This is a genomic window from Bradyrhizobium sp. SZCCHNR1015 (assembly GCF_032489875.1).
Taxonomy (GTDB): domain Bacteria; phylum Pseudomonadota; class Alphaproteobacteria; order Rhizobiales; family Xanthobacteraceae; genus Bradyrhizobium.
Map to the genome: position 1 here is coordinate 398,486 of NZ_JAUEYW010000002.1, position 22,452 is coordinate 420,937.

Genomic DNA, 22,452 nt, shown 5'->3' on the forward strand with positions numbered 1-22,452 from the left:
TGTTGCAAGGAACGGACACAGGGTGGGCACGCTTCGCCTTGCCCACCCTGCGTTATGACAGTGAGGAAACGCGCTCATGACCGACCAAGCCACGCTCCCCGGCGATGAGCTCGCCTTCATCCGGAACAAGGGCGCGGCGCCGATCGTGCCGAAGGCCACGACCAGGGATCGCGGCGTCGGGCCGTTCAAGCGGCTGGCGCTGCGCAGCGCCACCGTGATCGACGGCACCGGCGCGCCGCCGATCGGCCCCGTCGACATCATTGTCGAGAGCGGCCGCATCGTCAGCATCAAGAAGGTCGTCGGCTACGGCTATGCCGGCAACGCCGGCGAGCCGGCCGATCACGAGATCGACTGCCGCGGCAAATGGGTGACGCCGGGCTTCGTCGACTGCCACGCCCATGCCGGCGTCGCCTATCATTCCGCCAACGGCTGGGTGCCGCCGGTCGACTACGTCTACAAGCTCTGGCTGGCGCACGGTGTCACCACGGTGCGCGAGATGGGCTCGATGAACGGCCTGTCCTGGATGCTCGACCAGAAGCAGCGCGCGGAGAACAACGGCATCGCCTCGCCGCGGCTGCTGGCCTATGCGTACTTTCCGGCCGTCAACGACATGGTCAAGACGATCTATACGCCGGAGCAGGGGCGGAGCTGGCTGCGTGCCGTCAAGGAGCGCGGCGCCGACGGCATCAAGTTCTTCGGCGCGCCGCCTGCGATCATGGAAGCTGCGCTCGACGAGTGCAAAAAGATCGGCCTTCGCACCGGCTGCCACCACGCCCAGATGGCGGTGTCGCGCATGAACGCGCTGACCACGGCCAAATGGGGCCTCACCAGCGCCGAGCACTACTACGGCCTGCCGGAGGCGCTGTTCGAGGATCGCGTCATCCAGAACTTCCCGCTCGACTACAACTACACCGACGAATATTTCCGCTTCTCTGTCTCGGGCCAGATGTTCCGGCAGGGCGCCGAGCCCGGCTCGGCCAAGTGGAACGAGGTGCTGGAGCAGTTCCTGGAGATCGGCTTCACCTTCGTGCCGACGTTCACGATCTACGACGCCAACCGCGACCTGATGCGGGCGCGCCAGGCGTATTGGCACAAGGAGTATACCTGGAAGTCGATGTGGGACTACTTCACTCCGCAGCGCGGCGGCCACGGCTCGTACTGGTATCGCTGGTCGACCCAGAACGAGATCGAGTGGAAGGAGAACTACCGGCTCTGGATGGCGTTCATCAACGAGTACAAGAACCGCGGCGGCCGCGTCTGCACCGGCTCGGACTCCGGCTTCATCTACCAGATCTTCGGATTCGGCTATGTCCGCGAGCTCGAGCTGCTGCAGGAGGCCGGCTTCCATCCGCTGGAGGTGATCCGTTCGGCGACCTCGCAGGGCGCCGCGCTGTGCGGCCTCAAGGACGAGATCGGCACCATCGACATCGGCATGCGCGCCGACATGCTGGTGCACGACCACAATCCGCTGACCGACTTCAAGCTGCTCTACGGCACCGGTGCGATGCGCTTCAACGATGCGACCAACGCGGTCGAGTGGCATCGCGGCCTCAAATTCACGATCAAGGACGGCATTATCTACGACACCGAAGAGTTGCTCGCCGACGTCCGCGATCTGGTGAAGGCGAGCTGGGAAAGCGACGTGCCGGAGAAGTACGCCACCAAGGACGCCGCGGCGCCATGAGCGCCTCTAGCATCGACTTCTTCGTCCTGACCGGCTTCCTCGGCTCCGGCAAGACGTCGCTGCTGCGCGACGTGCTCACCGCGGAGACGGCGTCGGATACGGCCGTGATCGTCAACGAGGCCGGCGAGGTCGGGCTCGACGGCGTGCTGCTGCGCGAGAGCGGCGACGACGTGCCGATGGCGATGCTGTCGAACGGCTGCGTGTGCTGTCAGGTCGGCAGCGATCTCGCCTTCACCATCGATCGCCTGATCATGGCGCCGCGCCCGGACAGCCTGCCGCCGCTGCGCCGGATCATCCTGGAGACCTCGGGCCTGTCAATGCCCGGCCCGGTGCTGCGCCAGCTCGCGACGCTCGCCGAGCACCGTATGCGCGTCGCCGTCGTCGCGACCTACGATCTCACACGCGGGCTCGGCGTCGCGACATTCGAGGAAGCTGCCGCGCAATGGGCGGCGGCGCATCGCATCGTCGCGACCAAGGCCGATCTCGCGCTTGACGCGCTTGTCGGAGCGCAGGTTGCGATCGCGCAGCTCAATCCCGTGGCCGAGGCGATTGCCAGCGCAAATCGCGTGGCCATCGTGACGGCCGCATTCGCGCCGCTGGCAACATCGCTGCCGCTGCGCGAGGTCGCGCCCGATCTGTCCGCCGCGCATCCGCGTCTCGCGCTCTGCCTCGTCCGCCCGCCGGCTGAGATTGCCTATGCCGACCTCGCCGGCTGGCTCGACAATGTCGCGGGCCGGCTCGGCGAGCGGCTGCTGCGCATCAAGGGCCTCGTGAAGGTTCACGAGGCGCCGCGGCCGCTGCTGGTGGAAAGCGTCGGGACGGTGTTCTCGCCGCCGCGGCAATTGACGGCCGAGAAACCGCCGGCGCCGTTCATCGTCGTGATCGCGCGCGACATCGTCCGAGTTGAGCTCGAACAGGTCGAGCCAATAGGCATGTTCAGCTTCTCTTGGCGCGAGCCGGAGAGCAATGCCGCGCCGCGCGGCATCCGCGCGGAGTGGGTGACATAACGGTTCGAACACGCGCGGCGAGATATTGACTCTCATGGTGAGGAGCGCCGCGCGCGGCGCTTCTCCAACCATGAGGCCTCGACCGTCGCGTGCTCAGCTTCCCCCGATCGTGCTCAAACTGCGCGACGGATAGCGCAAGGCGACATCGAACGGGTTGAGCTTGCCGGCCAGCGCCTTCGCCTCGCCTTGCAGGATCTTCACGACATGCGGCAGCCGGTCGGCGTTCAGCCGCTCCGCCAGCGTGCCAACACTGAGCGCCGCGACGGCGCGGCCCTGCGCGTCGAGCACGGGCACCCCGACGCCGGCCATGCCGGGAATGAGACCGGTGCTGGTGTTGACCCATCCTTGGGCGCGGGCCTGTGCCAGCGCGCTGCGCAGCGAGGCCTCGTCCAGGAAACCGCGATCGAGCAGGCGCGGGATGTTGAAGCGGATCACCGCCTCCTGCTCGTCCTCGGGCAGGTTGGCGAGAATCGCGAGGCTGCCCTGGCCCAGCCCGAGCGGCACCCTGCCGCCGATGTCGCCGGTGAAGGAGCGGATCGGAAACGGTCCTTCGACGCGGTCGAGGCAGACCGCGTCAAAGCCGTTGCGCACCAGCAGGAAGATCGTGTCGCTCAAGGTTGCCGACAGCCGCAGCAGCGCCGGCCGCGCCGCCTCGCGTAGGCCGCTGGCCTGGCCCGCGCGTGCGGCGAGCACGTAGAAGTCGAGCGCCAGGCGATAGCGCTTGCCGGCCGCCTGTTCGGCGAAACCTTCGGCGGCGAGATCCTGCAGCATGCGATGCGCGGTCGGCTGGCTGCAGCCCGCGGCCTCCGCGATGTCCTTCAGCCGCAACCCGTCGGGGTCGCCCTCGGCGAGGATGCGCAGCAGCTTGAGGGCCCGGCGAAGGCTGGAGGACGAATCGCTGTCGGCTGTCGTCATCTGCAGAGCTGAATGTTGGAGGAAAATCTGTCGTATAGATTTCATATATTAGAATTCCAGAAAGATAAATTCAGGATATCGGAATTCACGATTGACCGTCTGCATGGCCCGCCGGCATGAAAGATTCCCAGGGCGGCAATCCCTGCTGATGGCGAAGGGAGCTTCCCGCGCGAGGACGCATGGGTTTCCTGACGCTGGATGGTCTCACCAGGCGCTACGGCGATGTCGCTGCGGTCAGCGATGTCAGCCTCAGCGTCGCCAAGGGCGAGTTCATCGCGCTGCTCGGCCCCTCCGGCTGCGGCAAGACGACGACGCTCCAGATGATCGCCGGCCTGGTCGAGCCGACCTCGGGCCGCATCACGCTCGACGGTCGCGACATCACCCATGAGAAGCCCGACCGCCGCGGCCTCGGCATCGTGTTCCAGAGCTACGCGCTGTTTCCGCACATGACGGTGGCGCAGAACGTCTCTTTCGGATTGGAGATGCGCAAGGTCGCCAGGGCCGAGCGCGACGTGCGCGTGAGCCAGGTGCTGGCGCTGGTGCAGCTCGCATCGCTCGCCGACCGCTATCCGCGCCAGCTCTCCGGCGGCCAGCGTCAGCGCGTCGCGGTGGCGCGCGCGCTCGTCATCGATCCGCCGGTGCTGCTGCTCGACGAGCCCTTGTCGAACCTCGACGCCAAGCTGCGCGAGGAGATGCAGTTCGAGCTGCGCGGCATCCAGCAGCGCGTCGGCACCACCACCATCATGGTGACCCATGACCAGGGCGAGGCGCTGTCGATGAGCGATCGCGTCGTGGTCATGGAGCAGGGCCGCATCATGCAGGTCGATGCGCCCTATCGATTGTACGAACATCCTGCGACACCCTTCATCTCCTCGTTCGTCGGCAAGATGAACCGGCTGTCCGGCATCTGGCGCAATGGCGGCGTCGAGATCGGCGGGCGCGTGCTGCCGTGCGAGGCCGCAGGCCTCGCGGACGGCGCAGCCGCCGTGCTGGCGATCCGGCCGGAGAAGATCAATCTCACCGCGCCTGGCGCCGGCGTGCTCGATGGCCGCATCCAGGCGCGCTTCTTCCTTGGCAGCGCCTGGTTCTTCACCGTGGAGACGCTCGCCGGAGTGATCGGCGTCTCCCTGCCCAATGCGGGCGAGGAGCCGGCGCGCGAGGGCGATCAGGTCGGCCTCGCCTGGAGCCGCGCCGGTGCGCGCGCGGCGAAGCCGGACGGAGCGCCACCGGCATGAGCACGCGCGCCCATGTGACACCATGGCTGCTGACGGCGCCGGGCGCGCTGCTGTTCACCGCATTGGTGGTCGTGCCGCTGGCGCTCACACTGGCGCTATCGTTCCACGTCTATGACGCCGCGACCGGCGTCAAGGACGAGACCACGTTGGCGCACTACCTCGCCATCCTCTCCGACAGCTACTTCATCACCATCTTCTGGCGCACCCTGCGGCTCGCCGCACTCACGACCTTGATCTGCGCATTGATCGGCGCGCCCGAGGCCTACATCCTGGCGCGCATGCGCGAGCCCTGGCGCTCGGTGTTTCTGCTTGCGATCATCGGCCCGCTGCTGGTCTCGGTCGTGGTGCGCGCCTTCGGCTGGAGCATGCTGCTCGGTCCCACCGGCCTGGTGAACGAGGCGTTCCGCGCGCTCGGGCTCGGCACCGTGAGGATCCTCTACACCGAGACCGCGATCGTCATCGCGCTGGTGCATGTGATGCTGCCGTTCATGGTCATCCCGGTCTGGACCTCGCTGCAGAAGCTCGATCCGATGGTCGAGGCCGCGGCCTGGACGCTCGGTGCCTCGCGCTTTACGGCGCTGCGCCGCGTGGTGCTGCCGCAGGTGACGATGGGGTTGCTATCCGGCAGCCTGGTCGTGTTCGGCCTCTCCGCGTCCGCCTTCGCGATCCCCGCGCTGCTCGGCGGCCGCCGGCTGAAGATGGCGGCGACGCTGGTCTATGACGAATACATGCACGAGCTGAACTGGCCGCTGGGCGCGGCCATCGCCATCCTGGTGCTGGCCATCAACCTCGTCATCATGCTGGCCTATCAGCAGGTCGTCGAGGCGCGCGCCCGGCGGGCGTTGGGGTGAGCGGCATGCGCCACAATGGTCCGATCGCGCTGATCTTCCACGCCTGCGTCGTCGGCTTCGTGCTGGCGCCGCTGATCGTGATTGGCCTCGTCGCGTTCACGCCGGCCAACACCTTGACCCTGCCGACGACGCAGGTCTCGCTGCGCTGGTTCGCGGCCGTGTTCGCGCATCCGGATTTCGTCGCCTCCTTCCTCAACAGCCTGTGGGTGGCGGCGACAGCCGCGACGATCGCGGTCGTGCTCGCGGTCGCCGCCGGCCTCGCGCTCGACCGCTACGACTTCCGCGGCCGCGCAGCGCTGAACGCGCTGTTCCTGTCGCCGCTGATGATCCCGCATCTCGTCCTCGGCGTCGCGCTGCTCCGGCTGTTCGCGCTGCTCGGCGCCACCGGCAGCCTCGTCTGGCTGACGGCGGGCCACATCGTCGTCGTCACGCCCTATGTGCTGCGCCTCGTGCTGGCGGCGCTGTCCGGCCTCGACCGCAGCGCAGAGCAGGCGGCGGTCACGCTCGGCGCCTCCGGCTGGATCGTGTTCCGCCGCATCACCGTGCCGATGATCCTGCCTGGCATCACCGGCGGCTGGCTGCTTGCCTTCATCAACTCCTTCGACGAGCTCACGATGTCGATCTTCATCACCTCGCCCGCCACCGTCACCCTGCCGGTGCGCATGTACATGTACGCGACCGAATCGATCGATCCGATGATGGCCGCGGTGTCGGCGCTGATGATCGCGGTGACGGCGGCGGCGATGCTGCTGCTCGACCGCATCTTCGGTCTCGACAAGATCCTCGTCGGACAGGGCTGACACCATGCCGCTGCTGCATCGCCTCGTCCGCAACGACAGCGCCGTCATCTCCTTCACGATCGATGGCGTGCCCTGCGACGGCCGCGCCGGCGACACCGTGCTGACGGCGGTACTCTGTCATGTCGAACGGCTGCGCCACAGCGAGTTTTCCGCCGCGCCGCGGGCCGGCTTCTGCCAGATGGGCGCCTGCCAGGATTGCTGGGTGCAGCTCGCGAGCGGCGAGCGGCTGCGCGCCTGCACGACGGAACTCGCCGCGGGCATGCACATCGTCACGCAGCGGGGACGCAGCCATGGCTGAGCGCGCGCCGCCCCTGATCGTCGGCGCCGGCCCGGCCGGCATCCGCGCCGCGACGACATTGGTCGCCGCCGGCCTGCGGCCGGTCGTGATCGACGAAGGCCACGCCTGCGGCGGCCAGATCTATCGCCAGCCGCTCTGTCCTGATGGTCGGGATGCCACCGCGCGCTACGGCTCGGAGGCGGCGAAGGCCGTGCGACTGCATCGCGATTTCGCGGCGCTCGGCCCTGCGATCGACTACCGGCCGAATGCGCTGCTATGGAATCTGCGCGACGGCGCGGCCGACATTCTCCGCGACGGCATCAGCCATCGCATCAGTTATGATGGACTGATCCTCGCGACCGGCGCCGCCGATCGCGTGCTGCCGATCCCCGGCTGGACCTTGCCCGGCGTGTTCACGCTCGGCGGCGCGCAGATCGCGCTGAAGGCGCAGGGCTGCGCGATCGGCCGGCGCGTGGTGTTCGCCGGCTCCGGCCCGCTGCTCTATCTGGTGGCGTGGCAGTACATGAAGGCCGGTGTCGACGTCGCCGCCGTGCTCGACGTGGCGCCGTTGTCGGCGAAGCTCAATCTGCTGCGCGCGCTGCCGCTGGCCCCCGGCATCGTGCTGCGTGGGGTGCGCATGGCCGCGGAATTGACGCTGCGCGGCACGCGCGTGCGGTTCGGCGTGTCCCGGGTGCGGATCGAGGGCGAGGGCAGGGTGGCCCGCATCGCCTATCACGCCGGCGGGCGGGAGCACGCGATCGCCTGCGACGGCGTCGGCTACGGCCTCAATCTGCGCTCGGAAACCCAGGCGGCCGATCTCGCCGGCTGCGCCTTCCGCTTCGATGCGCGCGACCGCGCGCATCTGCCGGTGCGCGACGCCAGTGGCCGCAGCAGCGTCGCGGGCGTGTACCTTGCCGGCGACGGCGCCCGCATCGCCGGCGCTGATGCCGCCGAGGCCGCCGGCGAGCGCGCTGCGCTCGCATTGCTGGAGGATCGCGGCCTGCCGCATGATGCCGCGCGGGCTGCCGCGCTCGAGCGCAGGCTTGCGACGATCGATCGCCTGCGCGACGGGCTGGAGGCCGCGTTTCCTTATCCGTCGCATTGGGTGGGCGATATCGCCGATGACACGCTGCTGTGCCGCTGCGAGGAGATCGATGCCGGCGAGGCGCGGCGCGCGATCAGCGATTTCTCGCTGACCGAGATCAATCGCCTGAAGGCGGTGACGCGCATCGGCATGGGCCGCTGCCAGGGCCGCATGTGCGGCGCGGCCGCCGCGGAGCTGTTGGCTGCGCAGACGCGCCGCGACATCGGCGCTGTCGGCCGGCTGCGCGCGCAGGCGCCGATCAAGCCGATCCCGCTGGCTGCCGGCCTGTCCGCCGACGAGAGGCAGCATGACGCGGCGCATTGACAGCGATGTCGCGATCATCGGCGGCGGGCTGGTCGGCAGCGCTGCCGCGCTCGCCTTGCGCGGCATGGGCCTCTCCGTCACGCTGCTCGACAAGGGTTTTTGTGGCGCGCAGGCGAGCGGCGTGAACTACGGCGGCGTGCGCCGGCAGGGACGCCCGTCCGAGCAACTGCCGCTGTCGCAGCGATCCCACGCGATCTGGCCGCGGCTCGAGGCGCTGATCGGCATCGACGGCGAGTTCGTGCGCTCCGGCCATCTCAAGCTCGCGCGGAGCGCTGAGGACTTGGCGAGCCTGGAACGCTACGCCGCCGATGTCGCCCCGTTCGGACTCGGTCTCGAGCTGGTTGGTCACAACCAGTTGCGCGAGCGCTTCGGCATCAGCGGCGACGTCGTCGGCGGCTCGTTCTGTCCCGGCGACGGCCACGCCAATCCGCGGCTGGTCGCCACCGCCTTCGCCGCAGCGGCGCGTCGCGCCGGTGCCGAGGTGCTGGAGACCACGGAGGTCACGGGCGCCACCCGGACGTTCGAGGGGTTTGCGCTGGAAGCCGGCGACGTCGCCATCAAGGCGCGCACCGTCGTCAACAGCGCCGGCGCATGGGCCGACGGCTTTGCCGCCGCATTCGGCGAGCCGGTGCCGCTGGAGCGCACCTATCCCTCGATGATCGTGACCGAGCCGCTCGATCCGTTTCTCGGCGTCAACATCGGCATCGAGGGCGGCGGCATCTACGCGCGGCAGGTTGCCCGCGGCAACGTCGTCGTCGGCGGCGAGCGCGCTGCGCCGCTCGCCGACCCCGATTTTTCGCGTCCCCGCAGCGACGGCGTGCTCGCCATCATGCAACGGGCGAGCGGGCTGTTCGGTCCACTGCGCCACGCCCAGGCGATCCGGTTCTGGAGCGGCACCGAGGCAACGATGCCCGACCGCAATCCGGTGATCGGGCCGAGCGCGACGACGCCGGGCCTGATCCACGCCTTCGGCTTCTCCGGCGCCGGTTTCCAGATCGCGCCGGGTGTCGGCGAGGTCCTGGCCGAGCTGGTGCGCGACGGCGAGACCTCGACGCCGATCGGCGCCTTCGCGATCACACGTTTCCCACCCGCATCGCAGCCGGGCGATGCATCTCAAGCAGCAATGACGACAGGATCGAAGGAGACCTCGCCATGATTGATGCTCGCGCCGCGCTCGGCCCAGCCCTCGCGCTGATGCTCGCCACATCAGCCGCGCATGCTGAAACCAAGACGCTCTATGTCGGTATGAACGGCGGCAATTTCGAGCGCACCTATACGCAGGCCGTGTTTCCGGACTTCGAGAAGGCGAATGACGTCAAGATCGTCGTCGTGCCCGGCACCTCCTCGGAGATTCTCGCCAAGGCGATTGCGGCCAAGGACAAGCCGCAGATGCACGTGATGTTTCTCGACGACGGCGTGATGATCCGCGCCGCCGGTCTCGGCCTGTGCGAGAAGCTGAAGCCGAGCGATGGCCTGGCGCAGCTCGAGCCGTTCGCACGGCTCAAGGACGACATCGCCGCCGGCATCGACATCGGCATGACGGGCTTAGCCTACAACAAGAAGCTGTTCGACGAGAAGGGCTGGGCGGCGCCGAGCTCGTGGCTCGATCTCGCCGATCCGAAATTCAAGGACAAGGTCGTGTTCCAGTCGGCCTCGGTCTCGACCTTCGGCCTGCACGCCTTCCTGATGTTCAACCGCATCAACGGCGGCAGCGAGGCCAATGTCGAGCCGGGTTTCAAGGCGTTTGCGGAGTCGATCGGCAAGAACGTGCTCGAATACATCCCGAACTCGGCCAAGATCTCCGAGATGGTGCAGACCGGCGAGGCCGCGATCTTCCCGCTGACGCCGACGGCGGTATCGACCTTGAAGGAGAAGGGCATCGCGGTCGAGTATGCGCAGCCGAAGGAGGGCTCGGTCGTGCTGATGGTCGCCGAATGCGTCATCGCCAACAACTCCGAAGCCGAGCTGGCACAGAAGCTGGCGGCTTATTTGTTGTCACCGGAGGCACAGTCCAAGGCGCTGGCGGCCGGCAACATCGTTCCATCCAACACGACCGCGAAGGCGACCACCCCGGCAGCCGAGCAGAAGCTCGCGACGTTTCATACCTACATGAAGAGCGCGATCACGCTCGACTGGGACGTCATCAACGCCAAGCGCCCCGAATGGAACACGCGCTGGAACAGGATGATCGAGCGGTAAGGCGCGTTGAAGCGTAGTAGTAACGCTTGGCACGCGGTGCTCGTGAATGTGCCCTCTCCCCTTGTGGGAGAGGGCATTTTGGACGGTGCTCCAATCACGGTTGGGTGAGGGGTATTTGTCCACGAGCATCGTTCGTTGAGAGAACCCCTCACCCAAACGCGTATGCGGATAGGCCGCCGATGCCCTCTCCCACAAGGGGAGAGGGCACTTCATTGGGCAGCGTAGCCCTGACTGATCTGATCGGGCCGTAGGGTGGGCACGGCGCGATCGCTAGCCAGCAACAAACGCGGCGCTGGGACGCGCCTTTGCCCACCCTACACTTCCGTTATCTTAACTACCCGCCGGATAGCTCGCTGCATACGCCTCCGTCAGCGCCTCATCCAGCCGCCGCCCAGAGCTGAAACCTGACAGCGTTGCGGGACGGGTGACGCCCTCTAGCAATCGGCCATCGGGCTCCGGCGAGCCGATCAGGGTGTGGACCGGAATGCGCTCGGCATAGATCGGCAGCGCATAATCCTCCTCGTCATCGATGACACCCGCGGCGCGGATCTTCGCCGATGCCTTCTCGATCTCCATGGTGACGACCGCTGTCGCCTTGAGCTCCTGCTCGGTGGTCTGGCGCAGGCTCGCCGTACGGCCGGGAAACAGGCGGTCGACCATCATCACCAGCGCGCGCTCCTTCTCCGCCTGATCCTCGATCAGCCGGGCATGGCCGAACGCCATCACCGAGCGGTAGTCGGCGGAATGGTGGAAGGCGCTGCGCGCCAGCACCAGCGCGTCGAGATGGGTGACGGTGAGACAGGCCGGCTGTCCCTCGGATTGGTTGCGCAGCATCCGGCTCGCGCTCGAGCCATGCCAATACAGCGTCGTTCCCTCGCGCCAGAACAGCGTCGGCGTGCAATAGGGCTGGCCGTCGATGACATAGGATACGTGGCACAGCGTTGCGGAATCGAGCACGGCATGGACCGTCGCATGATCGTAGTGGGCGCGCTGATGCCGCCGCTTGACCCGGTTGGTGTCGTCGACGGGATAGCTCGGCATCTGTTGCTCGGACATCGTCAGTCTCCTGTTTCCGCCGCAGTCATGCCATGGCAAAGTGGTTGCCGGGAGTTCCACTTCGATGCGAAAGCGACCAACCACTTCGCGACGCCGCGACGACGTGCTGGCGCTGCCGATCCGGCTCGACCGCAGCATCCGCAGCCAGTCGCAGCAGGTGCATGGCGCGTTGCGGACCGGCATCGTCGACGGGCTGCTCGCGCCCGGCCTGCGTCTGCCGTCGACGCGCGGGCTCGCCGAGCAGCTCGGCGTCCGCCGCAACGCGATCGTCGCGGCCTATGAGGCGCTGCTGTCGGATGGCCTGGTCGAGGCGCGCCACGGCGCCGGCACCTATGTGGCGGCACGGCTGCCCGCGCCGCAGGTCGCCGCACCGGTCGCCGAGCTGGACATCCGCATTCCGCCGCGCCGGCCGTTCGCGCTCGGCTGCACGCTGGTCGATCCCGTCCTGTTGCGGCGGCTCGCCGCGGCCAGCCGGCGCCGCATCGCCAACGCCGCGCCCGATGAGCTCGGCTATGGCGATCCGCGCGGCAGCCTGCATCTGCGCACCGAGGTCGCGCACTATCTTGCGGCCAATCGCGGCGTCCGCTGCGACCCAAGCTGCATCCTGATCGTGAGCGGCACCCAGCACGGCCTGCGGCTGTGCATCGACGCGCTGCTTGCGCCCGGCGATCCCGTCTGGTTCGAGGACCCCGGCTACGTCGCTTCTCGCTATACGTTGAGCACGACCGGCGCGAAGCTGGTCCCGGTGCCGGTCGATGATGAAGGCATTATCGTGAGCTCGGGGGAGGCGGCGTACATGGCGGCCAAGGCTGCCTACGTGACGCCATCGCATCAGTTTCCGACCGGCGTTGCGATGAGCATGGCGCGGCGCATCGCGCTGCTCGACTGGGCGCGCAGGGCGGACGCCTACATCTTCGAGGACGACTACGACAGCGAGTACCGCTTTGCAGGTCCGCCGCTGACGGCGTTGGCCGGCATCGGCGGCGAGCGCGTGATCTATCTCGGCACCTTCGGCAAGACGCTGTTCGCGGGACTGCGGCTCGGCTATCTCGTGGTGCCGCCGGCGCTGGTCGCGCGGGTGGTCGCGGCGCGCGCGGCGCAGGACCGGTTTCCCCCGGCCTTCATGCAGGACGCGCTGGCCGACCTGATGGCCGACGGCGTGCTCGCGGCCCACATGCGGCGGATGCGCCCGCGCTACCGCCAGGCGCGCGATGTCGTCGCCGAAGCGCTGGCCAGACACGGCAAAGGCAGTCTGCAACTGGCCGCGCCCTCGCAAGGATTGCATCTGCTGGCGACCTTGCCGCCCGCAGCACCGAAGGGCACGGCAAGACTGATCCGCGACCGCGCCGGCATCGAGTGCCGGCTGTTGTCGGATGCGCGGATCGTCCAGCGCGGGCCTGACGGTTTCATCCTGGGCTATTCGGGCTTTGCGGCGAAGGATCTCGCCGACGCCGCCAGGCGGCTCGGGCGCGCTGCACAGGATCTCCTGGGCGCGGTTGCGCGCCCGCGCTGAGCGTCGCTTGTCGATGTTACGGGTGTGGCCGAGCCGGCACGTCGGGCAAATCAGCCCCGCTCTGAACGTCTGCGCGCCTGTGCAGAGGCCGCCGCCAGCGGTTGCGCGCAACAAGCCGTCGTAATTTTGTTCAATCCGTTCAACGGCCTCTCGATGCCTGATCGCGCGTTCGCATTTTCCGCTTTCGTTTTTTCGAAAATCATGCTTTGGTTGCGCATCCCGCCTCACCGCAGAGGGGCGTTGCGCGCGATCGTCACGACACGCGAGGCGGGGATGCGATGGCCGCGATCAAGCCGCAACGTGTCTTTGGATGCGTGGACGAACGGCGAGGCTGCGGACGTGAAGTCGCAGGGTCCTGACACCCCGACGCTGGTGTCAACCTGGCGTAATGCTAAGCGCATTGCGCCAGGGATGGTGGCCAACAAGCCCGGCGCACCAGGGAGACTGCGTATAAGCGTGAAGACCGTCGCGCAGGGAATGCCGGAGTGTACGGCTTTGCCTGTGGTACCTGCCGCCTGCATTTTTTTCGCAGGCGGGCCATGGGTGGGGCCTTCACCCGGCATTCCCTGCGCCCTTTGCACTTCGAAGGGGCGAGATGGATCGTAAGCCTCGGGCATCATCTGCCGCGAGAACGCGCCCTCATGTTAACGCGCCCTCATGTTCATGGCTGTTCGAGATGCGGATTGGAGCAGATGCGCGTCAGGCGACGCGGATGCGCGCGGTCGCCGCAATCGCGACGCGCTCATTCATACGGATTGTGCTCGGCGTTCGTCATCGTCTGGCGCACCCGGCGCAAGGTGATGGGCGTGCCGTCGGAGACGAACACCAGCTCATAGGCGCGGCCGCTGTCGTCCTTGGCGGAGCAGGTCACGCTGGTGACCTTGAGCATCGCGAAATTGCCGACCTGACGGCACACGCCGGCCGAGCTCTTCGTGGCCGGCACCGGAATGCCATCGACCTTCGGACGATGCTTGGAGTTCAGCAGCATGCGGTCGATCGGCAATTCGTAGACGTTCTGAATAGACCTGCGGCCATTGACGCCGGAGAACGCGATGATGTGATTCTCGTCAGCGGGATCGTCGAGCGCGACGGTGAAATGAGCGCGTCCCTTCTCGCTGTGAAAGAACGCCACCGTCTTGCACGAATATTCGCGGCCATCGACCTTCGCGGTGCGGCAGGTGCCGGACATCAGCGCATAGAGATCGATGTCGGGCCGGTCCTCCGGCGCGCCCGCCACCGGCATCGGCTGCTGAGCCAGACATGGCGTCCCCAGGGAGAGCGCGAGCGCAAGGACGGCGAGGCGAGGAAAATGCAGGGGCATCCGCGGGGAGAGCCTGGAGGAATCGGGACGGCGCGAGAGGTCAAGCGATGTGTCAGCTTTGCGGCAAAAAGAGGTCGGAAGCAGCGCTGTGCACCTCCGATCGCACCCGTGCAGAGCCCGACGCTGAACCGCGCCGGTGGTCGTTCGATACCGCAAAGTTCCGGGCGCAGGCCCCATGGGATCGATACGGCCGGACGAACGGCCCAACACAACAACGACAGGGAGAAACCGATGACATTGTCACGTCGTGGCCCAACGCGTCACAGGATTCCGGGGCACCGCTGCGGTGAAATGATCTTCAACCTCCAGGACTACTTCGCCGACTGCACCTTCTGCTTCCAAAGCGCCCAGGCACGATCCATGATCACCATGTTGACGCCATCGGCCTTGGCAGCCTCCTCGGCGCTGAGATACGTCACCTCGGAGCCGAGCCCGAGTGCCTGCGCCTGCAGCTTCGCATTCACGTCGGTGTAATAGGCGCGGAACACGGCGGCCTTGACCGCAGGACCGACGGTGACGTCACCATGGCCGCGCATCAGCACCACGGACTTGTCGCCGAGCGCGGATGCGAGCGATTTGCCGATCGCATTGTTGCGCACCAGCATGTCGGTGGCGCCGAACTCCTTGCCGATGTCCCACACCGGCGCGCCGTCGCCGAGGAAGGCGGCGTTGTGATACAGCGGCTTCAAGGGTGTATGGCTGACGCTGAACGGCACGACGCCCGGCGAATGGGTGTGCACGACGGCGTTGACGTCCGGACGGGCCTTGTAGATCTCGGCATGGATGAAGCGTTCGAGGAACACCGCACGGTTCTTCGCATCGACCGGCTCGCCATTCTCGTCGAACTCCATGATGTCGTTGGCCGTCACCTGCGCCGGCGCGATCGAGCGTGCCATCAGGAAGTGGTGCGGATTGGCGGGACTGCGCGCGCTGACATGGCCGAAGGCATCGACGACGCCGAGATCGGCGAGGATGCGGCTGCCGGTCGCGATGTCCTCGAGCAGCTCGCGCGGCACGCCGGGGATGGAGTCGTCGGCGCGGGAGGGGGTGGCGGAGAGAAGAAGGGCGGTGACCGCAAGGACGGCAAAGCGGCTGAAGCTCGACATCTGATTTTCCCTCCCGGCCTGCGTGATCCAGGCTCGTCGCTTCAACATACGCGTCATTGCGAGCGAAGCGAAGCAATCCAGAATAGTAGGCGGGACTCTGGATTGCTTCGCTCTGCTCGCAATGACGGGGACAGGTCTGAGCGAAATCATCGCCATATCAGGATGAGCGATGTTGCTCCCTCAGGTCACCGGAGCCGGATTGAACAGCGTCAGATCGTTGTGGATGCCCCAGCGGTCCGACCATGGCTTGGTGCGGCCGGAGGCGACGTCGAGGATCAGCTTGAACAGCTCCCAGCCGGTCTCCTCGATGGTCATCTCGCCGGTGGCGATGCGGCCGGCATCGAAGTCGATGAGGTCTTTCCAGCGCCGCGCGAGCTCGCTGCGGGTCGCGACCTTGATGACTGGGGCGGCGGCAAGGCCGTAAGGCGTGCCGCGGCCGGTGGTGAAGACCTGGAGGGTCATGCCGGAGGCGAGCTGCAAGGTGCCGCAGATGAAGTCGCTCGCCGGCGTCGCGGCGAACAGCATGCCCTTCTGCTTGGCCTTCTCGCCCGGCGCCAGCACGCCATGGATCGGACCGGAGCCCGACTTCACGATCGAGCCCAGCGACTTCTCGACGATGTTGGCGAGGCCGCCCTTCTTGTTGCCGGGCGTGGTGTTGGCGCTGCGATCGGCGCCACCGCGGGCGAGATAGGAGTCGTACCAGTCCATCTCGCGGATCAGCGCGCGGCCGACCTCCTCGTTGATGGCGCGGCGGGTGAGCAGCTGGATGGCATCGCGGACTTCCGTGACTTCCGAGAACATCACGGTCGCGCCGGCGCGCACCAGCAGGTCGGCGGCGAAGCCGACGGCGGGATTGGCGGTTACGCCGGAGAACGCGTCGCTGCCGCCGCATTGCAGGCCGATCACGAGATCGGACGCCGGGCAGGTCTCGCGCTTGCGCTTGTTGAGCTCGGCGAGGCGACGGTCGGCCTGGGTCATGATGGCGTCCACGATGGCGCCGAAGCCGTCGAAGGCTTCGTCCTGCATGCGCACGATGGAGTCTTCCGTGCCCTCCGGCAGCAGCCGCTCCGGCGCGAGCTTCTCGCAGCCGAGGCCGACGACCAGGATCTCGCCGCCAAAATTCGGGTTCAGTGCGAGGTTCTGCAGGGTTCGGATCGGCACCACGGCATCTGGCGCCGTGATCGCGACGCCGCAGCCATAGGCGTGGGTGAGCGCGACGACGTCATCGACATTTGGGTACTTCGGCAGCAGCTCGCTCTTGATGCGCTTGATCGCGAATTCGAGCGTACCCTTGACGCATTGGACCGAGGTCGAGATGCCGAGCACGTTGCGGGTGCCGACCGAGCCGTCGGCGTTGCGATAGCCTTCGAAGGTGTAGCCGTCGAGCGGCGGCAGCGGCGCCGGGACGGCGGTCGAAATCTCCAGCTTGTCGAGGGCAGGAGCCTCCGGCATATCGATGCGCGCTTCGTCGACCCATTCTCCGGCTCCGATCGGCGATTTCGCAGTGCCGATGATCTCGCCGTAGCGGACGATCGGCGCGCCTTGCGCGATGTCGACCAGCGCGGTCTTGTGGCCCTGCGGGACGAAGGTCTTCAGCGTCAGGCCGTCGGGCAGCTTGGTGCCGGCAGGCAGGCCGAAATCGTTCACCACGATCGCGACGTTGTCGCGCGCGTTGAGCTTGATGGTGCGGGGCTCCTGGGTCACGACCTGCTGGTTCATGCTGGCTCCGTTGTGCTCCGTAAGGTGGGCAAAGCGAAGCGTGCCCACCGTCTTTCGTCTTGGTCGACTGTCGGTGGGCACGGCGCTGTCGCGCCTTTGCCTACCCTACAGCTCTCTCTTCACCTCTCCCGCAGGGAGAGGTCGGATTGCATCGGAGAAGCAATCCGGGTGAGGGGGGCTCGCCGCGGAGACTGTCCGTGCGGCTGCCCCTCACCCCAGCCCTCTCCCCGTAAGAACGGGGAGAGGGAGCAGACGGCCTCTGCCGCGATCTCATTCGCTCGCAATGATGAGGGCTCACACCGGGAAGGTGTAGGCCGTCTTCACCGTCGTGTAGAACTCGCGCGCGTAGGAGCCCTGCTCGCGGGCGCCGTAGCTCGAGCCCTTGCGGCCGCCGAACGGGACGTGGTAGTCGACGCCGGCGGTCGGCAGGTTGACCATCACCATGCCGGCCTCGCTGTTGCGCTTGAAATGCGAGGCGTATTTCAGGCTGGTGGTGCAGACGCCCGCCGCGAGGCCGAACTCGGTGTCGTTGGCGATCGCCAGCGCCTCGTCGTAGTTCTTGGCGCGGATGACGCAGGCGACCGGTCCGAAGATCTCCTCGCGGGCAATGCGCATGGTGTTGGTGGCCTCGGTGAACAGCGCCGGCTGCATGTAGAAGCCGGGGGTCTCGCGGTTCAGAAGCTCGCCGCCCCAGGTCAGCTTGGCGCCTTCGTCCTGGCCGATCTTGAGATAGCGCTGGTCCTGCTCGAGCTGATTGCCGTCGACCACCGGGCCGATATGGGTGCCCTGCTTGACGGCGTCGTCGACGACGAGGCCCTTCAGCCGCTCGGTCAGCGCGGCAACGAACTTGTCGTGGATGCCCTCGGTGACGATCAGGCGCGAGGAGGCCGTGCAGCGCTGGCCGGTGGAGAAATAGGCGCCGTTGGCGGCGGCTTCGACCGCGACCTTGACGTCGGCGTCGTCGAGCACGACGAGCGGATTCTTGCCGCCCATTTCGAGCTGGAACTTCTTCATCGGGTTCGACAGCACGCAGGCCTGCGCGATCTTGCGCCCCGTCCCGACCGAGCCGGTGAAGGAGATGGCGGCGACGTCCGGGTGTTCGAGCAAGGTCTGGCCGACCACCGAGCCGGAGCCGACGACGAGATTGAAGACGCCGGCGGGAAGGCCGGAGCGGGCGATGATCTCGGACAGCGCATGCGCGGAGCCGGGCACCAGCTCGGCCGGCTTGAACACCACCGTGTTGCCGTAGCAGAGCGCGGGCGCGATCTTCCAGGCCGGGATCGCGATCGGGAAATTCCAGGGCGTGATCATGCCGACGACGCCGACCGCCTCGCGGGTGATCTCGACGTCGAGGCCGGGACGGACCGAGGCGCCCTTCTCGCCGGTGAGGCGCAGCGCCTCGCCGGCAAAGAATGCAAAGATCTGGCCGGCGCGGGCGACCTCGCCGATGCCCTCCGGCAGGGTCTTGCCTTCCTCGCGCGCCAGCAGGCGGCCGAGCTCTTCCTTGCGCGACAGGATCTCCGCCGAGATCTTGTTCAGCGCGTCGTAGCGTTCCTGCGGCGTCGAGCGCGACCAGGCGGGGAAGGCGGCCTTGGCGGCGGCGACCGCCTTTTCGGTCTGCGCCTTGTCGGCCTTGGCGTATTCGCCGACGACGTCGTTGGTGTTCGAGGGGTTGATGTTGCGGGTCACCCCGCTGCCGTCGACCCATTCGCCGGCGATGAAATTCTTGAGGATCGCGTTCATGTTGTTCTCCAGACTTTGCGCGATTGCTCGGACAATCTAACCGATCGCCCCCGTCATCGCACGAGACAGGGACGCTTGTCGTCGAAGGTCCAGCCGGGGATCAGATACTGCATTGCGACGGCGTCGTCGCGTGCGCCGAGCCCGTGGCTCTTGTACAGCGCATGAGCCTTTTCGATGGCGTCGCGGTCAACGTCGATGCCGAGCCCGGGTTGCTCCGGCACCGCGATCTTGCCGGCCTTGATCTGCAGCGGCTGCCTGGTCAGCGCCTGGCCGTCCTGCCAGATCCAGTGGGTGTCGATCGCCGTGACCTTGCCTGGAGCTGCGGCGGCGACATGGGTGAACATCGCCAGCGAAATGTCGAAATGGTTGTTGGAGTGTGAACCCCAGGTCAGGCCATTGTCGCGGCAGGTCTGGGCGACGCGCACCGAGCCCTGCATGGTCCAGAAATGGGGATCGGCCAGGGGAATGTCGACCGCGCCGAGGCGCAGCGCATGACTGAGCTGCCGCCAGTCCGTGGCGATCATGTTGGTGGCGGTCGGCAGGCCGGTGGCGCGGCGGAATTCGGCCATGATCTCGCGGCCGGAAAAGCCGGCCTCGGCGCCGCAGGGATCCTCGGCATAGGCCAGGATGCCGTGCATGTCCCTGCACAGCCGGATCGCCTCATCCAGCGACCATGCGCCGTTGGGATCGAGCGTGACGCGGGCCTGCGGGAAGCGCTTGGCGATGGCGGTCACCGCGTCGATCTCGGCTTCACCGGCGAGCACGCCGCCCTTCAGTTTGAAATCGACGAAGCCGTAGGCCTCGTGCGTCGCCTCGGCGAGCCGCACCACCGCTTCGGGCGTCATCGCCTCCTGGTGGCGGAGCTTGAACCAGCCGTCCTTCTCGCCCTCGCCGGTGGTATAGGGCAGGTCGGTCTTCCTGCGGTCGCCGATGAAGAAGAGATAGCCGAGCGCCTCGACGGAAGCGCGCTGCTGGCCCTCGCCGAGCAGCGCCGCGACCGGGAGGCCGAGATGCTGGCCGAGCAGGTCGAGCAGTGCGGACTCGACTGCCGTGACCGCGTGGATCATCACGCGCAGATCGAACGTCTGCTTGCCGCGACCGCCGGCGTCGCGGTCCGCGAAAGTCGTGCGCATCGTCGCGAGGATCGTGTTGCAGGCGCCGATGCTCTGGCCCACGATCAGGCTCTTCGCATCCTCCAGCGTCTGCCGGATCTTCTCGCCGCCGGGCACCTCGCCGACGCCGGTGCGGCCGGAATTGTCGGCGAGGATGACGATGTTGCGGGTGAAGAACGGCCCGTGCGCGCCGCTGAGATTGAGCAGCATGCTGTCACGGCCTGCGACCGGAATGACCTCCATGCCGGTGACGACCGGCGCGCCGGAGATCCCGGTGCGGGTGGCGTCGTGACTCATGTGCTCCTCCTTTGTCGTCTCTCGTTCTTGGCGCCGCTTTCCCTCATGGTGAGGAGGCGCAGAGCGCCGTCTCCAACCATGAGGCCCCAGCCGTGGCCTCATCCTTCGAGACGCCTGCTGCGCAGGCTCCTCAAGATGAGGAGAAGCGTCGCAGCTTCGTCTTTACTCCGCCGCCTGGCTCACCGCCGTCGTCGGCAGCGCCTTCACCAGCGCGGTCAGCTCGGCCATCTCGGCTTCGGTCAGGTCGGTCAGCGGCAGGCGGACCGGGCCGGAATCGCGACCGATGATCTTCATGCCGGCCTTGATGATCGAGACCGCGTAGCCCTTCTTGCGGTTGCGTATCGCGATCAGCGGCAAAATGAAATCCTTCAATCCGGCATGGATGGTGGCGTGGTCGCGCTTGCGCACTGCGGCATAGAAGTTCGTCGCGAACTCCGGCACGAAGTTGAACACGGCCGAGGAGTAGGTTGTCACGCCCATGTCGAGATAGGGCAGGGCGAAGGTCTCGGCGGTCGGCAGGCCGCCGATATAGGTCAGGCGGTCGCCCATCTTGCTGTAGACCCGGGTCATCAGCTCGATGTCGCCGATGCCGTCCTTGTAGCCGACCAGGTTCGGACAGCGCTCGCACAGCCGTGCCAGGGTGTCCGGCTGCAGGATCGCGTTGTCGCGATTGTAGACGATGACGCCGATCTCGACCGACTTGCAGATCGCCTCGACATGGGCGGCGAGGCCCTCCTGCTCGGCATGCATCAGGTAGGGCGGCAGCAGCAACAGGCCGTCGGCGCCGGCCTTCTCGGCCCCAATGGCGATCTCGCGCGCGATCGCCGTGCCATAGCCGGTGCCGGCCAGCACGGGCACGCGGCCACGGGTCTCGTCGACCGCGACCTTGACCACCTGGGGCACCTCGGCAGATGTCAGCGAGAAGAACTCGCCGGTGCCGCCGGCGGCGAACAGGCCTGCGACCTCATAGCCGCACAGCCAGTCCATGTTGGCGCGATAGGTGGCCTCGTCGAACGAATAGTCGGCCTTGAACGGCGTCACGGGGAACGAGAGCAGGCCGCTGCCGATCTTCGCAGCCATTTCCGTCGGGGTCATCTTGCTCATCGCGCGGGTCCTTCACGAATGTCCTTGGGAACGGGGCGCGGCAGGCGCCGGCGCGCATTCCCCCGGGCGATGTCGTAGGACCAAGTTCGATGCCGGTCCAAGCCAATGACGGTATTGATTGATGTGGATCGGGTATCAATCCTCGACCGGCTTGACGGCGAGATTGCCGGCTAGATCGACCAGTGCCGGCAGCAGCGGATTGTCGTGCTCGCGCCGCCAGACCAGGAACAGCTCGGCCGGCGTCGGGTTGCGCAGCTTCAGCGGCCGCAGCCGGACATCGGCGATCTTCAGGCTGGATGCAGCTTCGGGCACGATCGCAAGCCCGAGGCCGGCGCGCACCATGGCCAGGATGGAGTGGATCTGGCTGAGATGCTGCACGTAGCGCGGCAGCACCTCGGCGCGCATGAACTGCGACACCAGGAGATCGTGGAAATAGCGCGCCTCGGTCTGCGAATACATGATGAAGTTCTGGCCGTCGAAATCACGGATCGACACGCTCTCGGCGGAGGCGAGACGATGGCGGCGCGGCAGCGCGGCGCAGAGCGGCTCGGCGACGACGCGGCGGGTGGCGAATTCCGGGCGCGCGATCGGCGGTCGCAGCAGGCCGGCATCGATCTGGCCGGAGGCCAGCGCCTCGATCTGGTCGCCGGAGACCATTTCCTTCAGCGACAGATCGGCTTCTGGAAGCTCGCTGCGGCAGGCGGCGACGAGGTCGGGCAGGAAGCTGTAGGCGGCGGCGGCGGTGAAGCCGATCTTGAGCGAGCCGCTCTTGCCGCTGGCGATGCGCTGCGCCACTTGTGCCGCGCTCTCTGCCATCTTCAGGATGCGCCGTGCCTCCGGCAAAAAGCTGCGTCCGGCCGGCGTCAGCTTCACCGAGCGGCTGGTGCGCTCGAGCAGGACCGCATCGATGATGTGCTCCAGCACCTGGATCTGCCGCGACAGCGGCGGCTGCGTCATGTTGAGCCGGATCGCGGCGCGGCCGAAATGCAGCTCCTCGGCCACGGTGACGAAGCAGCGCAGCTGGTTGAGGTCGAACATCGATGCGTCCTCGGCATGGATCGGGCGGGCGATCCGGGCTTGGTAGCATCGATTTGGGGCAGTGGGA

Annotated in this window: 19 protein-coding genes; 10 read left to right on the plus strand and 9 right to left on the minus strand. The window is 67.2% G+C overall.

Features of this window, described 5'->3' with window-relative positions:
* The first annotated feature begins 76 nt into the window (after positions 1-76).
* Together QX128_RS05535 and QX128_RS05540 are read left to right on the plus strand one after the other, a co-directional pair.
* On the plus strand, positions 77-1,684 hold the full coding sequence (locus QX128_RS05535; protein ID WP_316236874.1) for an amidohydrolase family protein: 1,608 nt from the start codon (positions 77-79) through the stop codon (positions 1,682-1,684).
* Positions 1,681-2,691, plus strand: a complete 1,011-nt coding sequence (locus QX128_RS05540; protein ID WP_316236875.1) for a CobW family GTP-binding protein — start codon at positions 1,681-1,683, stop codon at positions 2,689-2,691. The genes QX128_RS05535 and QX128_RS05540 overlap by 4 nt, the downstream gene beginning before the upstream one ends.
* A gap of 93 nt (positions 2,692-2,784) precedes the next feature.
* On the opposite strand, the gene QX128_RS05545 is transcribed toward QX128_RS05540, so the two are convergent.
* Positions 2,785-3,606, minus strand: a complete 822-nt coding sequence (locus QX128_RS05545) for an IclR family transcriptional regulator (protein ID WP_316236876.1) — start codon at positions 3,604-3,606, stop codon at positions 2,785-2,787.
* Between the two features lie 179 nt (positions 3,607-3,785).
* On the opposite strand from QX128_RS05545, the gene QX128_RS05550 reads away from it, so the two are divergent.
* The 7 genes from QX128_RS05550 to QX128_RS05580 are packed head-to-tail and all read left to right on the plus strand — an operon-like array spanning position 3,786 to position 10,376.
* Complete coding sequence (locus tag QX128_RS05550) at positions 3,786-4,841, plus strand: ABC transporter ATP-binding protein (protein ID WP_316236877.1); 1,056 nt, start codon at positions 3,786-3,788, stop codon at positions 4,839-4,841.
* Positions 4,838-5,692 carry an ABC transporter permease gene (locus tag QX128_RS05555; RefSeq protein WP_316236878.1) on the plus strand — a complete coding sequence of 285 codons (855 nt, stop codon included), beginning with the start codon at positions 4,838-4,840 and terminating at the stop codon, positions 5,690-5,692. Before QX128_RS05550 ends, QX128_RS05555 begins: the two co-directional genes overlap by 4 nt.
* 5 nt (positions 5,693-5,697) lie before the next feature.
* Complete coding sequence (locus tag QX128_RS05560; protein WP_316236879.1) at positions 5,698-6,492, plus strand: ABC transporter permease; 795 nt, start codon at positions 5,698-5,700, stop codon at positions 6,490-6,492.
* 4 nt (positions 6,493-6,496) lie between these two features.
* Positions 6,497-6,790 carry a (2Fe-2S)-binding protein gene (locus QX128_RS05565; RefSeq protein WP_316236880.1) on the plus strand — a complete coding sequence of 98 codons (294 nt, stop codon included), beginning with the start codon at positions 6,497-6,499 and terminating at the stop codon, positions 6,788-6,790.
* Complete coding sequence (locus tag QX128_RS05570) at positions 6,783-8,177, plus strand: FAD/NAD(P)-binding oxidoreductase (protein ID WP_316236881.1); 1,395 nt, start codon at positions 6,783-6,785, stop codon at positions 8,175-8,177. The genes QX128_RS05565 and QX128_RS05570 overlap by 8 nt, the downstream gene beginning before the upstream one ends.
* Complete coding sequence (locus tag QX128_RS05575; protein ID WP_315801999.1) at positions 8,161-9,333, plus strand: FAD-dependent oxidoreductase; 1,173 nt, start codon at positions 8,161-8,163, stop codon at positions 9,331-9,333. Before QX128_RS05570 ends, QX128_RS05575 begins: the two co-directional genes overlap by 17 nt.
* Positions 9,330-10,376 carry an ABC transporter substrate-binding protein gene (locus QX128_RS05580; protein WP_316236882.1) on the plus strand — a complete coding sequence of 349 codons (1,047 nt, stop codon included), beginning with the start codon at positions 9,330-9,332 and terminating at the stop codon, positions 10,374-10,376. Before QX128_RS05575 ends, QX128_RS05580 begins: the two co-directional genes overlap by 4 nt.
* A 330-nt stretch (positions 10,377-10,706) precedes the next feature.
* Here the strand turns inward: QX128_RS05580 and QX128_RS05585 are convergent, their stop codons facing one another.
* Complete coding sequence (locus QX128_RS05585) at positions 10,707-11,432, minus strand: pyridoxamine 5'-phosphate oxidase family protein (RefSeq protein ID WP_316236883.1); 726 nt, start codon at positions 11,430-11,432, stop codon at positions 10,707-10,709.
* Positions 11,433-11,496: 64 nt separating this feature from the next.
* Between QX128_RS05585 and QX128_RS05590 the strand changes: the two genes are divergently transcribed.
* Positions 11,497-12,945 (plus strand): PLP-dependent aminotransferase family protein, encoded by a 1,449-nt coding sequence (locus tag QX128_RS05590; protein ID WP_316236884.1) that lies wholly within the window; start codon positions 11,497-11,499, stop codon positions 12,943-12,945.
* Positions 12,946-13,687: 742 nt separating this feature from the next.
* On the opposite strand, the gene QX128_RS05595 is transcribed toward QX128_RS05590, so the two are convergent.
* From QX128_RS05595 to QX128_RS05625, 7 genes are all read right to left on the minus strand, one after another.
* Positions 13,688-14,266, minus strand: coding sequence for a hypothetical protein (locus QX128_RS05595; protein ID WP_315802003.1), 579 nt, complete (start codon positions 14,264-14,266; stop codon positions 13,688-13,690).
* Positions 14,267-14,577: 311 nt separating this feature from the next.
* Positions 14,578-15,372 (minus strand): class II aldolase/adducin family protein, encoded by a 795-nt coding sequence (locus tag QX128_RS05600; protein ID WP_316183165.1) that lies wholly within the window; start codon positions 15,370-15,372, stop codon positions 14,578-14,580.
* 180 nt (positions 15,373-15,552) lie between these two features.
* A complete protein-coding gene (gene garD / locus QX128_RS05605) occupies positions 15,553-17,091 on the minus strand; it encodes a galactarate dehydratase (RefSeq protein ID WP_315802005.1) in 1,539 nt (512 codons plus the stop codon).
* Positions 17,092-17,385: 294 nt separating this feature from the next.
* Positions 17,386-18,834, minus strand: a complete 1,449-nt coding sequence (locus QX128_RS05610; RefSeq protein WP_316236885.1) for an aldehyde dehydrogenase family protein — start codon at positions 18,832-18,834, stop codon at positions 17,386-17,388.
* Between the two features lie 53 nt (positions 18,835-18,887).
* Positions 18,888-20,243, minus strand: coding sequence for a glucarate dehydratase (gudD, locus tag QX128_RS05615; RefSeq protein ID WP_316236886.1), 1,356 nt, complete (start codon positions 20,241-20,243; stop codon positions 18,888-18,890).
* Between the two features lie 162 nt (positions 20,244-20,405).
* Complete coding sequence (gene kdgD / locus QX128_RS05620; protein ID WP_316236887.1) at positions 20,406-21,347, minus strand: 5-dehydro-4-deoxyglucarate dehydratase; 942 nt, start codon at positions 21,345-21,347, stop codon at positions 20,406-20,408.
* A gap of 135 nt (positions 21,348-21,482) precedes the next feature.
* On the minus strand, positions 21,483-22,385 hold the full coding sequence (locus QX128_RS05625) for a LysR substrate-binding domain-containing protein (RefSeq protein WP_316236888.1): 903 nt from the start codon (positions 22,383-22,385) through the stop codon (positions 21,483-21,485).
* Between the last annotated feature and the right edge of the window lie 67 nt (positions 22,386-22,452).